At 66.2% G+C, this 19,625-nt stretch carries 20 protein-coding genes, 1 tRNA gene and 2 pseudogenes; 15 read left to right on the top strand and 8 right to left on the bottom strand.

The features are described 5' to 3' along the window. Positions 1–101 precede the first annotated feature (101 nt). Together ASD47_RS18340 and ASD47_RS18335 are read right to left on the bottom strand one after the other, a co-directional pair. On the bottom strand, positions 102–845 hold the full coding sequence (locus ASD47_RS18340; protein WP_056759622.1) for a hypothetical protein: 744 nt from the start codon (positions 843–845) through the stop codon (positions 102–104). Positions 846–957: 112 nt separating this feature from the next. Further along, complete coding sequence (locus tag ASD47_RS18335) at positions 958–1,590, bottom strand: peroxiredoxin (protein ID WP_056759619.1); 633 nt, start codon at positions 1,588–1,590, stop codon at positions 958–960. A 120-nt stretch (positions 1,591–1,710) separates the two neighbouring features. Here ASD47_RS18335 and ASD47_RS18330 point away from each other — a divergent pair, with 120 nt between their 5' ends. After that, positions 1,711–2,460 carry a creatininase family protein gene (locus ASD47_RS18330; protein ID WP_056759617.1) on the top strand — a complete coding sequence of 250 codons (750 nt, stop codon included), beginning with the start codon at positions 1,711–1,713 and terminating at the stop codon, positions 2,458–2,460. A 46-nt stretch (positions 2,461–2,506) separates the two neighbouring features. Here the strand turns inward: ASD47_RS18330 and ASD47_RS18325 are convergent, their stop codons facing one another. Genes ASD47_RS18325 through tsaD form a run of 5 tightly spaced genes read right to left on the bottom strand, consistent with a single transcriptional unit; the run spans position 2,507 to position 6,151 of the window. Next, positions 2,507–3,289, bottom strand: coding sequence for a class I SAM-dependent methyltransferase (locus ASD47_RS18325; protein ID WP_056759615.1), 783 nt, complete (start codon positions 3,287–3,289; stop codon positions 2,507–2,509). Between the two features lie 60 nt (positions 3,290–3,349). Further along, positions 3,350–3,718 (bottom strand): Rieske (2Fe-2S) protein, encoded by a 369-nt coding sequence (locus tag ASD47_RS18320; RefSeq protein WP_056759613.1) that lies wholly within the window; start codon positions 3,716–3,718, stop codon positions 3,350–3,352. Then, complete coding sequence (locus ASD47_RS18315; protein WP_056759612.1) at positions 3,715–3,996, bottom strand: YciI family protein; 282 nt, start codon at positions 3,994–3,996, stop codon at positions 3,715–3,717. The genes ASD47_RS18320 and ASD47_RS18315 overlap by 4 nt, the downstream gene beginning before the upstream one ends. 59 nt (positions 3,997–4,055) lie before the next feature. After that, positions 4,056–5,051, bottom strand: coding sequence for an NAD(P)H-dependent glycerol-3-phosphate dehydrogenase (locus ASD47_RS18310; RefSeq protein WP_056759611.1), 996 nt, complete (start codon positions 5,049–5,051; stop codon positions 4,056–4,058). Further along, entirely contained in the window at positions 5,048–6,151 is a 1,104-nt protein-coding gene (gene tsaD, locus ASD47_RS18305; RefSeq protein ID WP_056759610.1) for a tRNA (adenosine(37)-N6)-threonylcarbamoyltransferase complex transferase subunit TsaD, read from the bottom strand. The genes ASD47_RS18310 and tsaD overlap by 4 nt, the downstream gene beginning before the upstream one ends. Positions 6,152–6,222: 71 nt before the next feature. On the opposite strand from tsaD, the gene hemC reads away from it, so the two are divergent. The 10 genes and pseudogenes from hemC (at position 6,223) to ASD47_RS18255 (ending at position 17,534) form a co-directional block, all read left to right on the top strand. After that, positions 6,223–7,179: a hydroxymethylbilane synthase gene (gene hemC, locus ASD47_RS18300; protein WP_056759608.1), complete on the top strand. Its 957-nt coding sequence runs from the start codon at positions 6,223–6,225 to the stop codon at positions 7,177–7,179. Positions 7,180–7,182: 3 nt separating this feature from the next. Further along, a complete protein-coding gene (locus ASD47_RS18295) occupies positions 7,183–7,890 on the top strand; it encodes a uroporphyrinogen-III synthase (RefSeq protein WP_056759606.1) in 708 nt (235 codons plus the stop codon). Positions 7,891–7,932: 42 nt separating this feature from the next. Beyond that, on the top strand, positions 7,933–8,850 hold the full coding sequence (locus tag ASD47_RS18290; protein WP_156402313.1) for a COG4223 family protein: 918 nt from the start codon (positions 7,933–7,935) through the stop codon (positions 8,848–8,850). Next, positions 8,847–10,394, top strand: a complete 1,548-nt coding sequence (locus ASD47_RS18285) for a heme biosynthesis protein HemY (RefSeq protein WP_056759602.1) — start codon at positions 8,847–8,849, stop codon at positions 10,392–10,394. Before ASD47_RS18290 ends, ASD47_RS18285 begins: the two co-directional genes overlap by 4 nt. An 86-nt stretch (positions 10,395–10,480) precedes the next feature. After that, positions 10,481–10,556: transfer RNA gene (locus tag ASD47_RS18280), tRNA-Thr, on the top strand. A 564-nt stretch (positions 10,557–11,120) separates the two neighbouring features. Continuing rightward, a complete protein-coding gene (locus tag ASD47_RS26250; RefSeq protein ID WP_162251676.1) occupies positions 11,121–15,341 on the top strand; it encodes an RHS repeat domain-containing protein in 4,221 nt (1,406 codons plus the stop codon). Further along, positions 15,334–15,810, top strand: a complete 477-nt coding sequence (locus tag ASD47_RS26245; protein WP_162251675.1) for an Imm42 family immunity protein — start codon at positions 15,334–15,336, stop codon at positions 15,808–15,810. Before ASD47_RS26250 ends, ASD47_RS26245 begins: the two co-directional genes overlap by 8 nt. 546 nt (positions 15,811–16,356) lie before the next feature. After that, positions 16,357–16,562: pseudogene (locus ASD47_RS18265) on the top strand (TetR/AcrR family transcriptional regulator); the annotation flags it as partial. An 87-nt stretch (positions 16,563–16,649) separates the two neighbouring features. After that, positions 16,650–16,991: a hypothetical protein gene (locus tag ASD47_RS18260; protein WP_056759590.1), complete on the top strand. Its 342-nt coding sequence runs from the start codon at positions 16,650–16,652 to the stop codon at positions 16,989–16,991. Between the two features lie 186 nt (positions 16,992–17,177). After that, positions 17,178–17,534 (top strand): hypothetical protein, encoded by a 357-nt coding sequence (locus ASD47_RS18255; RefSeq protein WP_056759587.1) that lies wholly within the window; start codon positions 17,178–17,180, stop codon positions 17,532–17,534. A 3-nt stretch (positions 17,535–17,537) separates the two neighbouring features. On the opposite strand, the pseudogene ASD47_RS28300 reads toward ASD47_RS18255, so the two are convergent. Then, a pseudogene (locus ASD47_RS28300) lies at positions 17,538–17,713 on the bottom strand (amidase); the annotation flags it as partial. Between the two features lie 148 nt (positions 17,714–17,861). Here ASD47_RS28300 and ASD47_RS18250 point away from each other — a divergent pair. From ASD47_RS18250 to ASD47_RS18235, 4 genes are all read left to right on the top strand, one after another. Beyond that, the gene (locus ASD47_RS18250) at positions 17,862–18,197 is read left to right on the top strand and encodes a hypothetical protein (protein WP_056759586.1); all 336 of its coding nucleotides are present in this window, start codon (positions 17,862–17,864) and stop codon (positions 18,195–18,197) included. Between the two features lie 166 nt (positions 18,198–18,363). Further along, entirely contained in the window at positions 18,364–18,624 is a 261-nt protein-coding gene (locus ASD47_RS18245; protein WP_056759583.1) for an RHS repeat domain-containing protein, read from the top strand. A gap of 186 nt (positions 18,625–18,810) precedes the next feature. Then, the gene (locus ASD47_RS18240; RefSeq protein WP_056759581.1) at positions 18,811–19,125 is read left to right on the top strand and encodes a hypothetical protein; all 315 of its coding nucleotides are present in this window, start codon (positions 18,811–18,813) and stop codon (positions 19,123–19,125) included. Between the two features lie 127 nt (positions 19,126–19,252). Beyond that, positions 19,253–19,576, top strand: coding sequence for a hypothetical protein (locus ASD47_RS18235; RefSeq protein ID WP_056759579.1), 324 nt, complete (start codon positions 19,253–19,255; stop codon positions 19,574–19,576). Positions 19,577–19,625: the final 49 nt, after the last annotated feature.

The raw sequence follows: 19,625 nt of genomic DNA, 5'->3' as shown, positions 1-19,625 counted from the left end.
CGATTGTGATAACTTCTTCCACGGACGCCTCCTTTGCAGTGGTGTTCTCAACACCTCCACTTTGGCACATCGATGCCGTCGGGGGGCGTCCACCCCATCGTTCAGGGCACGGTATAGGCTTCGCACTCGGGCAGCGGCCTGTCGGGCGCGTAGGCGTCCGAGGCCGGGTCGAAGGCAAAGATCCGCCGGTAGCTGCAGGCGGGATCGGGGACGGTGATCAGGTCGCGGGCCCGCAGCCGGCCACGCGCGGCGTCCCCGGCCCGCAGGGCGCCGGCGGGGAAGGTCGTGGCCTTGGTCGCGAACACCAGGCGCGGCGGACCCACGGCGGTGGTCGGATCCAGCGTCAGGTCGCCGGCGAAATTATACTCGTCGTGGCAGGCGCCGCGTCGCAGCCAGAAGTCACGTTCACCGAAACAGGCGCGGATCAGCAGCGAACCAAAGACCGGCGCGTTCAGCACCGGCTTGGCGTGATCGCCCCGCACCCGGATCAGCTGGAGCTGGGTGGCCGCGCCGCCGCCGCCGGAATAGCTGGTGCTGACATGGCGCTCGACCCCGACGATCACGCCCGACTCGGGTCCGGCGATGCGGACGATCGACGGCCACAGCGCCAGGTCGTCATTGTCGTCGCTGCCCAGGTCCAGGGTCGCGGCCGGCGGCTGGCCGGTCGGCGTTCCGGCGAACACGTGCAACGCCGAGGTGTTCTGGTCGACGTCGCGGCTGATCTCTGCGCACCAGTCGCGGTCGGCGGTGCAATGCAGCGGCGGCGCACCTTCGGGCGCTTGCGGCGGCGTCGCGGCGAAGGCCTCGAGCCGGTTGCCGGCCTGGTCCTGGGCTGCTGGCGCCATGGTCGCCGCTCCAAGGACGAGGGCGAGCAGGATCGATGTCATGGAGGCCTCGGCTTTGAACGGCGCAGGCCTCGCCTAACGCGTTTGACGTGCGCCGTTCAAGGCTCGCGGATCAGGCCGGCTGTTTGACCACCCGCAGATATGGCTTCTGCTCTTCCCAGCCGCCCGGGAACAGCGTTTTCGCCGTCTCGTTGTCGACCGACGGGACGATGATCACGTCCCCGCCTTGGGTCCAGTTGGCCGGGGTGGCCACCTTGTGGCCGTCGGTCAGTTGCAGGCTGTCGATCACCCGCAGGATCTCGTCGAAGTTCCGCCCGGTCGAGGCCGGATAGGTCAGGGACAGCCGCAGTTTCTTGTTGGGGTCGATGATGAACACCGAGCGCACGGTCAGGGTGTCCGAGGCGTTGGGATGGATCATGCCGTAGAGGTTGGACACCGAGCGGTCGGTGTCGGCGATCAGCGGGAAGTTCAACTTCGCGCCCTGGGTTTCCTCGATGTCGGCCGCCCAGCCGCCGTGGTTCTCCAGCCCGTCCACCGACAGGCCGATCACCTTGACGTTCCGCTTGTCGAATTCGGGCTTCAGTTTGGCCACGGTTCCCAGTTCAGTGGTGCAGACGGGGGTGTAGTCCTTGGGATGCGAGAACAGCACCACCCACGCGCCCTGCGCCCAGTCGTGAAAGTGGATCGGGCCCTCGGTCGAGGCCTGGGTGAAGTCCGGAACGATGTCGCCGAGCTGCAGCGCCATGGATGGTTCTCCTGTCCGCAAAGGGTCGGCTTGCCCCTAGGATGGGCGTAAAGCGGTGCCCAAGTTGTAGGCGTGCGCCCTTCCTGACGCCGCCCAGGATTTCTCGCGGAGTTTCCAGCCATGCTGCTCGCCCTTTCGACCTGGCCCGAGATCGAGGCCTATCTGCGGACGTCGAAGACGGTGGTCGTGCCGATCGGCTCGAACGAGCAGCATGGCCCCACGGGGCTGCTGGGCACCGACTGGCTATGCCCGGAAATCATCTCGCACGAGGCCGCGAAACTGTCGGACAGCGTACTGGTGGCCCCCACCTTCAACGTCGGCATGGCCCAGCACCACCTGGCGTTTCCGGGGACGATCTTCCTGCGGCCCTCGACCTTCATCGCCGCGATCGGCGACTGGGTGCGATCGCTGGGCGCGCACGGCTTCGAGAAGATCTATTTCCTGAACGGCCACGGCGGCAACGTCGCCTCGATCGAGGCGGCTTTCTCCGAGATCTACGCCGAGTACAGCTTCCGCCAGGAGCGCGCGCCGTTCGCCCTGAAGCTGAAGAACTGGTGGGACCTGAAGGGCGTGATGAGCCTGGCCAACCAGCAGTTCCCGGTTGGCCACGGCAGCCATGCGACCCCGTCCGAGATCGCGGTGACGCAATGGGCCTATCCGGACAGCGTCAAGACCGCCGCCTACGAACCGAAGATCGCCCCGACCGGCCCGATCCGCGAGGCGCTGGACTTCCGGGCCCGCTACGCGGACGGCCGCATGGGCTCGGACCCGGCCCAGGCCACGCCCGAGAAGGGCGGCGCGCTGGTGGCTCAGGCGGCCAGGTCGCTGATCGAGGATCTGGCGGACTTTTCGGCGGAAGCGCGGATCTAGACCTCGAACGGGGACAGGCGCATGCGCCTGTCCCCAATCGTGGAGCCTACCGCGGGATTTCGGCGATCTTGGTCAGGGCCACCTGACGGTACACCGCCGTGATCTCGAAATAGCGGCCGAAGGCGCCGTAGAACTGGTCGGTGGCCTGCTTGACGCCCGGGCCGCCGATCTCGCTGATGTCGTGCCAGTAGTCGTCCAGCACCATCATGCCGCCCACGCTCAGCAGGCTGGCGCAGAAGCACAGGTCGATCAGCACGGCCAGGGCCGTGTGGCTGCCGTCGACATAGATCAGGTCGAACTGTTCGCCCGCCGCCAGCATCTTGGGCAGTTCGTAGGTGGAGAACCCTTTGCGCGCGGTCATCGAGCGGAACGAGGTGCGGGCCATGTTGCGGTGAAAGCGCGGCTCGACGGCGTGGTACTTCTCTTCCGGGTTCAGGGCCTCGTCGAACCAGGGGTCGATGACGGTCACCTCCAGGCGGTCCGGCATCAGCCAGTCCATGAACGCCAGGTTGCGGCCTTCGTAGGCCCCGATCTCGAGGTACCGGATGCTCGTATCGCCGCGCTTGCCGGCGAAGTCGCGCAGCAGCGGGGTGACGAACGGGATGTTGTTCGAGGCCCAACCCGAGGTGAACTCGTAGCCGGTCTTTTCACTGTGGGCGTTGAAGGCGTTGACCACCGAATGATCGCGCCTGGCCAGCATGGTGCGGGCCAGGTCGGGGGCGAACCGCGGGTTGACCTTGGCGAACGAACGCAGCTTGGCGCCCAACCCGCGAGCGTCCTGGGCGTCGGTCAGTTCGGCGTCGAAATTGGTCGTGGACCCGTCGGCCATGGCGCGGTTTCCCGGTTTGTGTCGGGCGCAAGCCTAGGTCGAACGGGTTAAGACGAGGTTCTAGGCGACGACGATGTCCGAACCTTGGATACGCACCGGCCATGGCGTCAGGGCGACGTCCTGGCAGGGGCCAGCGACCATCGCGCCGTCCTCGATCCTGAACAGGGCCGCATGCCCGGCGCAGAGGATCAAGTCGTTCTCGCGGGTCAGGAACCGGCCATTTGGCCCGGCCAGGGGCCAGCCGGCGTGCGGGCAGCTGTCGACATAGCCGACCACGGCCTCGCCCCGTCGGACGACGAAGCCGGCGAACACCGCGTCCTCGACCCGGAAACGGAAACCTCGCGCGCCGGGCGAGGCGATCTCGTCCAGCGGACACAGGATCGCGCCGGCGGCGGGTCGGGCGGGGTTGGAAGGATCGGTTCGGCTCAAAGGCCGCCGATCGCTAGTCGCCAGAAATGCACCTCGACACTCTCGAACACGCCGGCGGCGGTGAACGGGTCGTTGTCGGCCTGCGCCTGGGCGGTGGCCTTGTCCTCGGCTTCGACCACGATGATCGAGCCGATCGGATTGCCGTCGTCGTCCAGCAGCGCGCCGGCCAGCTTCAGGTTCGGGCTGTTGTTCAGATAGTCCAGGTGCGTAGGGCGAGTCGCCAGGCGGGTCTCGAGCGCGCCGGGCTTGTCCTTGCAGATGATGGCGTAGAGCGGCATGGGGCGGTTCCTTTCAGGATGCGGACGGGACAGGCGCATGCGCCTGTCCCCAATCGTAGTCAGGCCTCGGCCTTCAGAGGCCGCGACAGCAGGCCCAGGATGGCGCTGTCGACATCGACCTCGCCGGCCAGGATGGCGGCGACGGCCTCGCAGATCGGGGTTTCGACCCCCAGCGAGCGGGCCAGGGCGCGGACGGCAGGCGCGGAGGCGACGCCCTCGGCCACCGAGACCTTGCCGGCCAGGGCCTGTTCCAGGGTCTGGCCGCCCCCCAGGGCCAGGCCGACGCTCATGTTGCGCGATTGAGGGCTCGAGCAGGTCAGGACCAGGTCGCCCAGACCGCATAGGCCAGCCAGGGTCTCGGCCTTGCCGCCGAGCGCCACGGCCAGGCGGGTCAGCTCGGCGAAGCCGCGGGTGATCAGGGCGGCGTGGGCGCTGCGGCCCAGGCCCTTGCCTTCGGAGATGCCGCAGGCGATGGCCAGGACGTTCTTGACCGCCGCGCCGGCCTCGGCGCCGATCACGTCGGCGGCCCAGTAGGGACGGAAGGTCGGGATGGCGATCGCCTCGCCGATGCGGCGGCCCAGGTCCTCGTCCTCGCAAGCCAGCGTGACCGCGGTCGGCAGGCCGCGCGCCACCTCTCCGGCGAAGCTGGGTCCCGAAAGCACGGCGATCGGCGCGTCGGGCAGCACCTCGAAGGCGACGTCGCTCATCAGTTTCAGCGTGCCCTGCTCGACGCCCTTGGAGCACAGCACCACCGGCGCGCCGGCTTTCAGGTGCGGCTTCAACGCCATGAGGGCCGAGCGCAGGTGCTGGGCGGGCGGCACGGCCAGGATCAGGTCGCAGGACGCCAAGGCGTCGAGGCCGGGCGCGGCCGTGACGGCGTCCTCCAGCTTCACCCCGGGCAGGAACATCGCATTCTCGCGCTCGGCGGCGATCGAGGCGACGACCTCGGGCTCGCGGGCCTGCAGAGTGACCTGGAGGCCCGCCCGGGCCGCGACCTGGGCCAGGGCCGTGCCCCAGGCGCCTGCGCCGATGACGCCCGCATGATTGAAGTTCACGCCTTGGCTCCCTTGCGGCCGAAACTGTTGCTCGGATTGGATAACGCCGCCGCCTCGTCCAGGGGCCAACGCGGACGCGCCACGGCGTCCAGATCATCGGAAATTCCCAGCGCCAACCGCTCGGCCCCGGCCAGGGCGATCATGGCGGCGTTGTCGGTGCAATAGGCCAGGGGCGGGGCGTCGAACGAAAAGCCGTTGTCGGCGCAGTTCCTTTGCAGGGCCGCGCGCACTGCGCTGTTGGCCGCCACGCCTCCGGCCACCACGAAGCGCAGGTCCTGGCGCGGGTGGGCGGCGGCATACAGCTTCATGGCCCGGTCCGTGCGTTCGGACAGCTGGCGGGCGATGGCGAACTGTACGGCGGCGGCCAGGTCGGCGCGCTGCGGGTCATCAGTAATCTTCTCGGCCAGCCGGGCGGCGGCGGTCTTCAGGCCCGAGAACGAGAAGTCGCAGTCCTTGCGGCCCAGCAGGGCGCGCGGCAGGTCGAACTTCGTCGGGTCGCCGGACGCCGCCAGTTTTTCCAAGGCCGGACCGCCGGGATAGGGCAGGCCCAGGCTCTTGGCGATCTTGTCGAAGGCCTCGCCGGCCGCGTCGTCGATCGTGGTGCCCAGCCGGGTGCAGGCCCCCACCCCGGCCACCTCCAGCAGTTGGCAGTGACCGCCCGACACCAGCAGCAGCAGGAAGGGATAATCGATCGACGCCCCCAACCGAGCCGACACCGCGTGACCCTCCAGGTGGTTGACAGCCACCAGCGGCAGGTCGCGGGCCACGGCCACGGCCTTGCCGAACGCCAGGCCGACCATCACCCCGCCCACCAGGCCCGGGCCGGCGGTGGCGGCCACCCCGTCCAGGGCGTCGAAATCCAGCCCCGCCGCGCGCATGGCTTGGGCCGCCACGGCGTCGATGGCTTCGACATGGGCGCGGGCGGCGATCTCCGGCACCACGCCGCCGAACGGGGCGTGCTGCTCGAACTGCGTGCCGACGATCGACGACAGCACCTCGACACGGCCGTCCGCAGCCCGGCGCACGACGGACGCGGCGGTCTCGTCGCAGCTGGTCTCCAGGCCGAGGATGGTGAGCGTCGATTCCGTAAGGGGCGTCATTCGGTTGCCGGGGTCCCGCCGCTCCTGTAGCAGCGAAGGCTCTTATTCGCTCTGCAGGTAACGCCCCCACCGTGTCCCGGCAACCCATCCGCATCGGCGCGCGCGGCTCGAAGCTGTCGCTGGCCCAGTCCGGCCTGATGCAGGCCCGCATCGCGGCCGCGCTCGGCTGGACGCCCGGCGACGATCTCGACGCCTTCGCCCAGTTGGTCCCGATCGTCACCAGCGGCGACCGCATCCAGGATCGCCGGCTGATGGAGATCGGCGGCAAGGGGCTGTTCACCAAGGAGATCGAGGAGGCCCTGCTGGACGGCCGCATCGACTGCGCGGTGCATTCCCTCAAGGACATGCCCGCCGAATTGCCGCCCGGCCTGGTGCTGGCGGCGACGCCCGAGCGCGAGGATCCGCGCGACGCCTTCATCAGTCCCGTGGCCGAGCGCCTGGAGGACCTGCCCGAGGGCGCCCGCCTGGGCACCGCCTCGCTGCGCCGCCAGGCCCAGGCGCTGCACGTGCGTCCCGATCTCGAGATCGTCATGCTGCGCGGCAATGTCGACACGCGCCTGGCCAAGCTGGAGCGCGGCGAGGCCGACGCCATCCTGCTGGCCCAGTCGGGCCTCAATCGCCTGGGCCTGGGCCACCTGACCCGCAGCTGGCTCGACCCGCTGGCCGCGCCGCCGGCGCCGGGCCAAGGCGCCCTGGTCATCGAGACCCGCGCCGAGGACGTCGATCGGCCCTGGCTGCAGGCCGTGCGCTGCCAGGCGACCACCCTGGCGGTCGCCGCCGAAAGGGGCGCGCTCTATGCCCTGGAGGGTTCGTGCCGCACGGCGGTCGGCGCCCATGCCCGGCTGGACGGCCTGGCGCTGACGATGATCGTCGAGGCCCTGACTCCCGACGGCGCCCAGCGCTTCCGCCGCGAGGGCTCGGTCACTCTGTCCAGCCCGAACGCCGCCGACGAGGCCCGGGCCCTGGGACTGGAGCTCGGCGGCGCCGTCCGCGCCGAGGGCGGTCCGGCCCTGATCCTGACGGACTAGGCGATGACGGTCGGCGCGCGGCGGATCTGGGTCACCCGGGCCTTGCCGGGCGCGGAGGCCACCGCCGCCCGCCTGGAGGCCATGGGTCTGGCGCCGCTGATCGATCCCTTGCTGGAAGTCCGCGATCTTTCTCCACCCGTCGACCTGGCCGGCGTCGCGGCCCTGGCCTTCACCAGCGTCAACGGCGTCGCCGCCTTCGCCCGCCTCGACGCCGGCCGGGATCGGCCGGTGTTTGCGGTCGGCGACCGGACCGCGCGGGCGGCGCGCGAGGCGGGGTTCTCGTCCGTCACCTCGGCCGCGGGCGACGTCGAAGCCCTGACGGCCCTGATCCTGGACCACGCAGGGCGGTTGGATGGCGCGGTGCTGCATCCGTCGGCGCTGGAGCCGGCGGGCGACCTGGTCACGCCCCTGGTTTCCACGGGGCTGAACGCCCGGCGATTGGCGGTCTATGAGGCGGTCGAGCGCGATCCCTCGTCTTCCACCCTGTCCGGGCTCGATCAGCTGGAGGCGGTGCTGCTGCATTCGCCGCGCGCGGCGCGGGCGCTGTCGTGCTGTCTTGCGGAACGTCCCGCGCCGGCGTTGCGGGCCTTGTGCCTGTCGGCGGCCGTGGCGCGACCGCTTGAAGGGCTGTTGCAGGCCGGGGGGCTGGGGGGCGTGACGTCCGCGCCGCACCCGGATGAAACCGCGCTGCTGACGCTGCTCACGCTCTAGCTGAACATTGCGCGGCGCGGCCGTGTGGGGCACGAATGGCGCATGACGCTCGCTCCCGATCCCGTTGACTCCGACGCGCCGCGCGACCCGGCGCTGTACGGCCGTCGCCGCCTGCTGGGGCCGGGCTTCTGGGCGCTGATCGCCTTCGGGATCGTCTGCGTGGCGGCCGGCGCGGCCCTGGCGCGATTCGGTCCGGTCTGGTTCTCCCGCGCCAAGACGCCGCCCGAGATTCACCAGCGTGCCGGCGATCCGCCCCCGTCGCCCTCGGTGGCTGACCGGCCGCTCTACAGGACGCCCAGCGCCGCCGTCCTCTCGCCCTCGGGGTCCGATGGCGTGGCCCAGTTGGAAGGCCGAGTCGCGGTTCTGGAGACCGGCCAGCAGCGGGCCCTGGACGCCGCCGGCGTCGCCCTGGCCGCCGCCACCCTGGCCGACGCCGCCCGTACGGCGAGACCGTTCGCCGAGGAGCTGGCCAGCCTGGAGCGGGTGCTGCCCCTGTCGCCAGACCTGCGGGCCCTGGCGCGCCTTGCACAGGACGGCGCGCCCACCCGTGCGGGCCTGGCCGACGAGTTCGAGACCCTGGCCGGGCGCGCCGCGGTCGCCGCCCGGGATCCCGGCCGCAACGCCGACTTCCTGGCGCGCCTGCGGCACACCCTGTCGAGCATCGTGTCGATCCGCCAGGTTGGCTCGACCCAGGGCTCCACCCCCGACGCGGTGCTGGGGCGGGCGCAGAAACTTTTGAACGAAGGCGATATCGAAGGGGCGCTGGCGGCGGTCGAGACCTTGCCGCCACCTGCCCAGGCCGTCCTGGCCCCCTGGCGCGGCGCGGCCGAGCGTCGGGTCGAGATCGACCGTCACATCGCCGCCATCCGCGCCGACGCCCTGGCGGGACTGATCCAGGTGACCCATCCCCAACCGAGCGCGCCGGCGCCTGCCGGTCCCGCCCAACCGGTGGTCCCGTGATCCGCGCGGCGATCATCTTCTTCCTGGTCGCCGCCCTGGCCGTGGCGGTGGTCGCCCTGACCGGCGAGCCCGGCGCGGCCAGCCTTGATTGGATGGGATGGCGGGTCGAGATGACGGCCGCCGCCGCCGCCCTGCTGACTTTGTTCACCGCTCTTCTGGCCACCATCCTGTGGCGCGGCCTGCTGTGGGTGGTCGAGGCGCCGCGTCGCGCCGCGAGGGCGCGGATCGAGGCCAAGCGCAAGCAAGGTGTCGAAGCCCTGTCGCGGGGCTTCCTGGCCGCGGCCGCCGGTGACGGCTCCGAAGCCCGGCGCCTGGCCCAGAAGGCCTCCGAACTGGCCGAGGACGCCCCGGCCCTGGTCCGAGTCCTGGCCGCTCAGGCCGCCGAGGCCGCCGGCGACCATGTCGCGGCTCGCCAGGCCTACAACGCCATGCTGGGCTTTCCGGAAATGCGCTTGGCGGGCTTGCGGGGCCTGATGCAGACCGCCGTGGCCGAGGGGGACAAGACCCTGGCCCTGCGGCACGCTGAAACGGCCTATGGTCTGGCCCGCACCGCCCGCTGGGCCTGGCGCGCCCTGCTCGAAGCGCGGCTGGAGGCTGGCGACTGGCAGGCGGCTCTAGCCTTGGTTCAGGGGGCTCTGGAGCGCAAGATCGTGCCGCCGCTGATCGCCGAACGGGCCAGGGCCGCCCTGCTGGCCGCCTCGGCCGCCGGCGTGGAGGATTCCGACGATCCCAAGATCCTGGCCCAGGCGCTGGACTTCGCGACCCAGGCCGCCAAGCTCAAGCCCGAGTTCGCCCCGGGCGTGGTGATGGCCGCGCGCCTGCTGGCCGCCGACGGCAAGACGGCCAAGGCCGGGGCATTGATCGAGGCCGCCTGGAAGCGGGCGCCGCACCCGGCGCTTTGGCTAGCCTATCGCGATCTCAAGACCAGCGAGACTCCCAAGCTGCGGGCGGTTCGCCTGGCCGCTCTGGCGAACCTGAAGCCCGAGGCCCGGGAAAGTCGACTGCTGAAGGTGGAGAGCGCGCTGATCGGCGGCGATCCGATTGCGGCGCGAGCCGCGGCTCGGCTGCTTCCCGAGGAAGCCCTGACCGCCCGGGTAGCCGGCCTGATGGCCAGAGTCGCCTACGCCAACGGCGAGGCCGACGAGGCCCGGGCCTGGGTCGCTCGGGGCGTGGCCGCGCCGCAGGAGCCCGACTGGTCGGATCTCGATCCCGAGGGGCGCGCTTTCGCCTACGCCAGGGAAGACTGGGCGCGGCTGACCGTCAGCTATGTCGAGACCGGCGAGTTGATCCATCCACGCTTCGAGCGCCGGGAGCGCACGATGAGCGAGCTGCCGCAGTTGCCTTCGGCCTATGCCGAATCGACCCCGTTCGTCCGGGCGGCCGAGGCGGGCGGCGCCCTGATGCCTATTCCGGACGATCCAGGAATCGGACCCGGCGGCTTTGACGCGGCCCCGCCAGCAGAGCCTGAAACGGGCAGTCCAGCGCCTCGCCGCAACGCCGGTTCACGCCGACGCTTGGCAAGCGGCCCGCGCGCCGCTAAATAGGCCCTCCTCGCACTGGGTCGGTGATTTGGTGCCTGGAACACCAGTGTCTCCTGTGTCCGTATCACGGGCTTCCGGAGACGAAGCGCGCCGCTTTAGCTCAGCTGGTAGAGCACCTCATTCGTAATGAGGGGGTCACAGGTTCGAGTCCTGTAAGCGGCACCACCACTTCCACTAGGAAATTGACGAGTGACGGGCTGAGAGGCCTTTACGCTTGGCCTCACGTGGGGCCCAGCTGGGTGTGCCTTTCGAGGAAGTCCTCGTGACGCATATGATCGCCCGGTCGCAGGGTTTAAGCCGGACGTGACTTTTGCCGACGTCCGGAGGTTGGGTTTCTGCCACTCTTTATCTTGGCCGCCAGGCAGAGGTAGAGCCCCTCGGCCTTGGCGCGCTCAATACCAAGGCCGACATCGGCGTGGTTGGAGGTTGGTGAGTACCTGGCATGCGGCGCCATTAAGTCGAGGGCGCCTCAGTCCGAGGCGAAGCGAATTATCCCTTCACCCGCCGGTTGCGTCCCTTAAGGTACAGCTTTACGGTCCAAGCTTCGCAATGGGGGCAGGGTGGTTTTTGTCTGTTCCGGACGACGACAGCGGCCCAACGGAAATACTTGAAATGGGTGGGTGCATGCGAAGGTCTGTTCGTGCGGGTCGGTTCGGTTCTCCTGTTTCCACCTGCGCGGTTTCAGGTTTCGCTACAAGCAAGGGCCGGCTGACAGGTCTTTGCCGCTCTTTGGCGATCGGCGTCTTCCTTGCAGCGATGACGATATTCGCCTCGCCAGCGCTCGCGCAGACTCCGGAAGCGATTCCAGACCCGGCGACCATCAAGGCGATCGATGAGAATGGCGTCGATCTGGTAGGCGGCGGCCTCACTTGGCCTGGCATGGATCAGAGCATCGGCACGTCCGAGAGCGGCTTGCACCTGTTCTGGCAGAATGATTCGGCCAAAACAAACGATACCGAATACTCTTATCATAATTACATAACTTACTTTACGTTTAGACGTAATTTTTCAAATCTGCTGGGTGCGGACCATTTCGACGTCAAATACGGGGGTGTCATCAATCGCTTTCAATTGGTGAACGGCGCCTTTGTCTCTTACAAGGGCGGCAGGGGCAGCTTCTCCTGCGGCGCAAGTCTGTGCACCTATACCGACATCGATGGCACGATCGTCGAGTTCAACAAGGTGCTTGGCCCCGACGGTGCGATACAAGGCGGCGCGGCGCTCAGGATCATCAAGCCGGACGGCGAAATCATCACGTTCAACGGAGAGGTGGTCAACGGAGGGGCGATTTCGAGTTCGCTCGGCTGGATGATCAGGACGACCCAGAACGGCCAGCAATACCGGATGATCAACAGCGCAGCCGACTATTGCGATCCCGCGGCCGCTAATTGCGACGCCCTGACCGCCTACCCTGCGTTCAACAAAATTTTCGACGTCTTGGGGAGCCATTGGTCTCTTTCTGGGCTCGGAACGGAAACTAGGCCGGACGGCTGGACGGTCGGCGTCATGAAGCTCATCGACCCGCGAGGGGTCGAGACGGTGTGGAGGCAGGGGTCAGGTGCTTCCGGGGGGGCGGGCGAGATGCCAGCGTGGCTTGCGAAACGGGTCACAAGCGTCACGCGCGCCGGGCAGACCTCGACCTATACGACAAGCTATTTGCAAACGCCTTGCTGCGATTGGAGGGCGCCCCTTTATGCGTGGCGCATGCTGGTCAGGCCCCCAAGCGTAGACGGCAGGATACAGCTGCTTGAGTTCAACCCCAACTTTTCACAGGTGCTTCTGCACGTAAACGAATTGGGACATGGGACGACCCAGACCTACCTCAACGATCAGGTCAATTCGGTCACAGCGCTGAGCGGAATCACCACCACCTACGCGCGCGACAGCCGCAACAACATCACTTCGGCGACCATCAGGCCGCTCAATGGAGCCTCCAACGGCAGCGAGGACATCGTCGGCGCCACGGCGATCTATCCGGCGACCTGCACCAACTCCAAAACCTGCAACAAGCCGGCGAGCATCACCGACGCGCGCAGCAACACCACCACCTACACCTATGATCCCGATCACGGCGGCGTGCTGACGGCGACCAAGCCGGCGGTGAACGGCGTGCAGGCCCAGACCCGCTACGCCTATCAGCCGTTCACGCCCTATCTGAAGACCAGCACGGGGGGGGCGCAGGCCCAGCCTGTGGTGTGGAGGCTGGTGTCGACCGCCACCTGCCAGACCATGACCCTGGCGACCTGCGCCGGGACGACCGACGAGCTGAAGACGACCCTCGCCTACGATCCGTCGAGCAGCGCGTACGGCGCCCGCAATCTCCTGCCTTTGTCGAAGACGGTCAGTCGCGGCGACGGCTCGCTCGCGACGACGGTCAATTTTACCTATGACCGCTTTGGCAATGTCATCGTCGAGGATGGACCCCGGCCCGGCGCCGACGACGCCGTTTACACCTTCTACGATCTGAAAAGGCGCAAGATCGGGTCGATCGGCGGGGACCCTGACGGTTCGGGCCCGCTGCCCCGGGCGGCGTTCCGAACGGTGTATGGCGCGGACGGCCAGGTCGAGTCCGTCGCGAAAGGCACGGTCACCGACACCACCCTTGCGGTCTTGCAGGCGATGACGCCCATTGAAAGGGTCGACACCGAATATAGCACCGCCACCGGCCTGCCGACGGTCGAACGCCACTATGCGACGGGGGCCAGCCCGGTCAGCGTCAAGCAGATGAGCTATGACATTCGGCGGCGCCTGGAGTGCGTCGCCCTACGCATGAATCCGGCCGCCTTCGGATCGCTTCCCGCCTCCGCCTGCACGCTGGGCGTGGAAGGCAGCAACGGGCCCGATCGGATCACGAAGAATGTCTATGACCCTGCTGGCCACCTGCTGCAGGTTCGCAAAGGAGTCGGCACGCCGATCGAGGCGGCGGACGCGACCTGGACCTATACGCGCGCTGGGGGAAAGGTCGACGCGATCGACGGCAACGGCAATCACGCCAAGTTCGTCTATGACAAATATGACCGGCTGTACCAGTGGCAGTTTCCGAGCACGGCCCGGCCATCCGCGTTCGACGCCAGCACGCCCGACACGGCGCTGGCGACCGCGGGCAGCGTCAACACCGGCGATTATGAGCAATATGGCTATGATCTCGCCAGCAACCGCACGAGCCTGCGCAAGCGCGACAACAATGTCATCAGCTACAGCTATGATGCGCTGAACCGCGTGACTCAGAAGAGCGGCCCGGCGGTGGCCGGCGTGGATTACACCTACGACCTGATGGGCCATCGACTGACCGCGACCTATTCGACCGGCGGCCAGGGGATCACCAACGCCTATAATGCGCTCGGCCAACTGACCTCGAGCACCAACACCATGGGGGGCACGACGCGGACCCTGAGCTATCTCTACGACGACTATGGCAACCGCAAACGCCTGACCTGGCCCGACGCGCAATATGTGACGTTCGACTATGACGGGCTTAACCGGATGTCCAAGGTCAAGGAGTCGGATGCGACCACGCTGGCGACCTACACCTATAATGCGCTGGCCCTGCCGGCATCGCGCACCAATGGCGCGGCCGTCTCCACCTATGGCTTCGACGAGATAGGCCGCCTGACGTCGCTCGGCCATGATCTGGCCTGGGCCGGTTCGGACGTGACCTGGATCTTCGGCTATAATCCGGCGTCGCAGCTGATCACCAACGGCCGCAGCAATGACGCCTATGCCTGGTACGGGGCGGGGGCGATCAATCGCGGCTACACGACGAACGGCCTGAACCAGTACAGCATCGTCGGCCCGGCCACCTTCGGCTACGACGCCAATGGCAATCTGACCTCGGATGGCTCGACCAGCTTCATCTATGACGTCGAGAACCGGCTGACGAGCGCCAGCGGCGCGACGACCGCGACACTCAGCTACGACCCGCTGGGGCGGCTATATCAGACGGCCGGCGCGAGCGGCGCCGGGACCACCCGGTTCCTGTATGACGGCGATGAACTGGTCGCCGAATATGACGGCGCCGGCGCCCTGCTGCGCCGCTACGTCCATGGCAGTGCGGTCGACGATCCGATCGTCTGGTACGAGGGCCCATCGCTGGCCGATCGCCGCCATCTATTCACCGATTGGCAGGGCAGCATCGTCGCCCGCGCCGACGCCGCGGGTACGTCGCTCGGGGTCAACAGCTATGACGAATACGGCGTTCCGGGCGCGGGCAACGCCGGGCGGTTCCAATATACCGGCCAGGCGTGGTTGTCCGAGCTGGGGATGTATTACTACAAGGCCCGCATCTACTCGCCGACGCTGGGACGGTTTCTCCAAACCGACCCCATCGGGTACGACGACGGCCTCAACTGGTATGCCTATGTGGGGAATGATCCGCTCAACAAGGCGGATCCCACTGGAACGCAAGAAAACGAAAATGAGCGTGAGCTTGAGATCCGCAATAGGCCAATCAGGGACCAGCAGCGCGAAGACCAGGCCCAGGCGGCCGAGCTTGCCAACCTGGGTCGAGCTGCGGCGGCGGCGCGAGGAGCCCCCTATCAACCGTCACGCTTGCCGGCCGAGACCGAGGCCGAGCCAGATCCGAACGCACCGAAATCCGCAAATAGGCCAACAAGCAGGTCAGCAAGTCGGCCTTTTGTAGAAACTGATCCTTACAGTCCGGAGTCGGTGGCGCAGCGTATTCGTCCCGACTATCGCGCAAACCCTGCTCACGACCCCCGCAGCCCTCTGGTCGATCGTGCAAAGACGCCTGAACCGTTGGATGCCAATTTCGCGTATATGCAGAATGGCGTTCGTGCCGGTATGGGCACCTGGGTCGCGCGTGGAATTGGCGGGTATTATAGATACTTCTCCGACAATGCCGGTGGCGTGCACTTCTCAGGGACTCTGAACTCCAATGCCGTAAATCCGGCCACGATCAGGGCCATTAATGCGCGGGATGCCAATGACTGAAGTCATCATTGGAGATGTGAAGAAATTCGCGGTCCGTCTCAAACTAGAGGTTCGAGATGGAGAGTTTGTCTCTGGACAAGTTTGCTATGTAATCGGAAACACTCAATGGGGCTGTTTCGAAGAGAAGACGTTGTTGACTGATTTCATAACCGCTTCTTCCGATGCGTCAAGGTTGTGCGGTGACAATTTCAGCCAACAACTTTGGGACATGGGGCCGAATGAAGCATTTTATGCTATATATAGATCTATTTACATGGAATCCGACGAAATCGCAGATGCTGGTAATTTCGATATAACGCCGAACATTTCTCCATTTGATGATGTGTTTATTTTTGAGGTGAAAAATGGCAAATATAGTAGATTTATTTGCCGAAATGGTTCCGAAGAAATAAGATCCATAGATCTTTATGAAGTTTCTGTTAATGGTGTGCTTGTGGAGGTGTGGAGGACTATCAGTCAATATAACTGAGTCTGACACAGGCATCGTCCGGGTGCTGTCAGGTTGACGCCGCCCCGTCCCGGAGCTTGCGCTGGACTCGGCTCGTTGAGGCGGGCAGAAGTTCGGCCCAGAAAATCTGCATGAGATGCGGAAGGCTTGCGCCGCCCGGCTTGCAGCTTGAACAACTCGCTGAAGACGAATTGATCGAGGCAGACGACCTGCTTCTCGACCCACGGCAGTGGGGTTTGAACCGCCCCGGGTTTGCCGGAGGCCCCACTCCTGGGCGGGCTTTCTGGGCGTCGAAGGCCGATCGGCACGGTGGATCGGAAACCGAAGCCGTCGCCGGGTGCTGGCCGGCGTTGTTGGAAATGGTCTGAGAGATAGACAACCAGGGGCTCTAAGGAGCGGCTGAGAGCCGATCCTGGGGGGGCGGCGCTACGGTGTGGCGACGGCGTCAGGCGCCTTGTTGGGCCAGCACGGTGTCCAGCATCTCGACCACGAACTGGCGCTTGGCGCATGCGACGGCGTCGTCAAGTCGACGGTCGGGTGGCCGGTGTCATGTGCAAGCCTCCGGGCGAAAGCGGCCAGAAGCAGGGCGGTTCCGCGAGGGCCTGGACTGGGCCCAGATCTACGTGACCATCGCGGCCATGAGCCGGTTCCACCTGGCCGGCTACTCGCTGTCGATGACGGTGAACACCGACATGAGCAAGCCGGAATGGCGACGCGCGCGGCTGGCGCATGCGCTGGAGCTGCTGGAAGGCTACTTGACTGCCAAGTGTTGAACTTCCCCTCCCCAAGGTTGATCCGCCGCAATCTCTATGCGATTCAGTCAAGGTCAAGCTTGGCCGCGTAACTTTTCGGGGGAAGACATGAAGATTGGATCGCGGATCGCGGCCTTGTCGCTGCTGCTGGCCAGTTTTGGTGCGCCGGCCCACGCCGCCGGCAGCTCGTCGGGCGTGCAAGTCACCAACATCATTCCCCACGCCAACGGCATGGTGGCCTTCTACGTCAGCGTGTCGCGAACCAACGCACCGGCCTGCAACGAAAACGGGATCGTCTGGACCGTCAACTCGACCACCCTGGCAGGCCAGGGCCTGTTGGCGTCCCTGATCACCGCCATGGCTTCGGGCCTGACGCTGGACATCGGCGGAACCGGCGTTTGCGAATACGCCGGCATGGAATCCGTCAACTTCATCGCCATTCACCGGTAGGCGCGGCCAAGCCATGTCATACGATGGCCGGACAGGTTATGGCGTCGGCTCTGTTCCCTACCTTGTCGACCGGCCTGCCCGTGGATGTCAGCGGCGCCTGCGACGTGTCAGCCGGCGCGGAATCTGCAGGCTTCATCGTGGTCCGCAAACCCTGATCGTCTGAACGCCCCACAATCGGAGAGTGTCATGAAGCCCACCATGAAGCGCCTAATGGCGGCCTGCTGCGCCCTGCCTCTGCTTTGGGCCGCCCCGGCCCAGGCCGGCGACGCGATCAATGTGAAAATCACCCAGATTTCGCCGGACAGAGACGGTAAAGCGCTCGTCTTTATTGACACCGCGCGGACCGTCAAACCGGCTTGCGCCCTGTCCTCCGTAACCTATTCGCTTCCCACCAACACGGATGGCGGACGGGCGATTCTGTCGACGCTCATTACGGCGCTCGCCGCCGATCTACCTGTCGACATCATTGGAGCTTCGGTGTGCACCGAGTACAGCAACACCGAGTCGCTGGGCTATGTGTCGGTGCGTCGGCGCGCGCCCTAGGGCCTAAAACAGCACCCCCTTCTCCAGCGTGCCGTGCACGCTCTGCTCGCTGTTGACCGTCTGGGTCACGCGCAAGCCACGGCCAGCGAGCAGAACTGGTAGGCCTGCACCCGGGTCAGCGAATACCGCGAGACGATCAGGTTGATCATCCCGCGCAGGGCCTGCTTCATCGCAATGTTCGCGCGCCCGCGGTCCGGCTAAGCCGCCGACCGAGGGGCTTGAGCAACGGTCAAGCGGAGCATTCGTTGCTTGTGTGCTCAAGCTTCCATGCCATGATCGGAAGCGAGATCAAGCGTTGGCCCTTCCGCTGAAGGCCGTGGAGGCAAGGTGAAAAGTTCGAAGATTCTGTTCCTGATCGAGACGATCGCGGCTCTATTTGCGTCGCAAGCCTTCGCTGCGCCGACGACGGTGCAAGGCAAGATCGTCGTGACCCAGGGGCATGAGGCTCCAGCGTGCCGAACCGTCACGCTTAAGCGCAACGACAACGGCGCCTTGATGTACTTCCGGATTCCCGACACCGGCGCGGACAATAGCATCCTGTCCATCACCATTACGGCCCTGACCGCTCACCTCAACGTCGACGTCACCTATGACCCCGCTATAACAACCGGCTGCGGACCAGAGCCGAAGATCACCTTTATCTCCTTGATCGCCAATCCGTAGGGGCCTTGAGGCGTCGCTCTGTTTTGCGCAGATCATCGTGGCGCGGTCGCACTGGGTCGAGCACGCCTGGCGAGCACCTTTCAAAACATCATCGCGGAGTCGTAAATTGCTGGCGTTGATCCACGGTCCCGCTTAGACTTCGTCTATCGGGAAACGGGGATGGCAGATGGCGCGTGCGGGGTTTTTCGTCGGCTTGGCGGTGCTGTGTTTCTTGGGAGGGGCGTCCGCGGCGACCGCGGCTGAAACCCAGACCTACACCTACGACGCGCTGGGACGCCTGACGAAGGTGCAATCAACCAACGGCCGTGTGACGGAATACGCCTATGACGCGGCCAACAACCGCACGCAGGTGACCTCGACTGGGGGATCATCCGGGAAGGTCGTCGTGTTGCCCCTGCTTGGCGGGCTGGTCCTTCCCATTCGCTAGAGTGCGTTCGCCTGCCTCGCCGCCCTGCCTTGGCAGCTCCATTCCGCGCGGGCTGGTCGACCTTAGCTGACAGAGTCGGCGACAATAATAATCATACGAGCATGGCTGAGCCGCTCTTATTGCGTCGGGCGCGCCCAATCGTGAGTTCAAAGGAACAGCTCCTTGGCGAATAGGACGATGCGTGCTTTGGCGACCATCAGCGGGGTGCTAGCGTCCCTCGTTTTCTGTCAGCCGGCGCACGCCGAATACTGCTTCAATGAGAAAATCGGCCAACTGGTCTTAGTCGGGGACAATGTCTATTTCACCACGAACAAGACGTGTGCGAGCTGGTGCCAGGTTCCGACCAACTGGTCCGCCGACGCCCGCAACCGCGTCTATTCCCTGTTGCTGACCGCCAAGACGACCAACGCCCTGGTCAGCTTCAATTGGCCCACCGCGTCGGGAGCCTGCGCCGCCCTGCCGACATACAGTGCGTTCGATCAGGTTTTCCTTGCCAACTAGGCAAGGTCAGCGCCGCGAAACGACGCCCCAACAAGCTCTCGCAGACTCCAGGTGGCTTGCACGAAAGCGCATCCTTTCAAAACGGAAAGAGGGCGGACGATCCCCCTCCAAGACCTCGAGGACAACAATGGAATTGGGCAAACACTTGCGGCGCGGCATCCTGGCGGTCCTGATCGCTTGCGCGGCTCCCGCGTCCGCCTTCGCCTATAGTGAGTGTTCCGGCAAGGTTCAGCGTATCTGGATCGGGGACAGCGGCTCGGTGTGGATTTTCCTCCAGAGCGGGCCTGCCGCGGCGCTCTCTGCGAACGATCCCAATCGTGAAGGCGCGCTGGCGGCGGCCATGAGCGCCCAAGCCACAGGACGCAACGTGACGCTTCGGTTCAGCGCCGACAGCGTTTCTTGCTCCGTCCAGGTCGCGCGTTTTGATTTCGTGGGCATGTACCTGGAATAGGGACGGAGGATCATCGGCGCAAAAAGCTGGCCCGGGTCCTTGCGGCTCT

Origin of the sequence: Caulobacter sp. Root1472 (assembly GCF_001426985.1) — a bacterium.
GTDB lineage: Bacteria > Pseudomonadota > Alphaproteobacteria > Caulobacterales > Caulobacteraceae > Caulobacter > Caulobacter rhizosphaerae.
The sequence above is the reverse complement of the archived record's forward strand: the minus strand, read 5'-3'. Positions and strand labels throughout refer to the sequence as shown.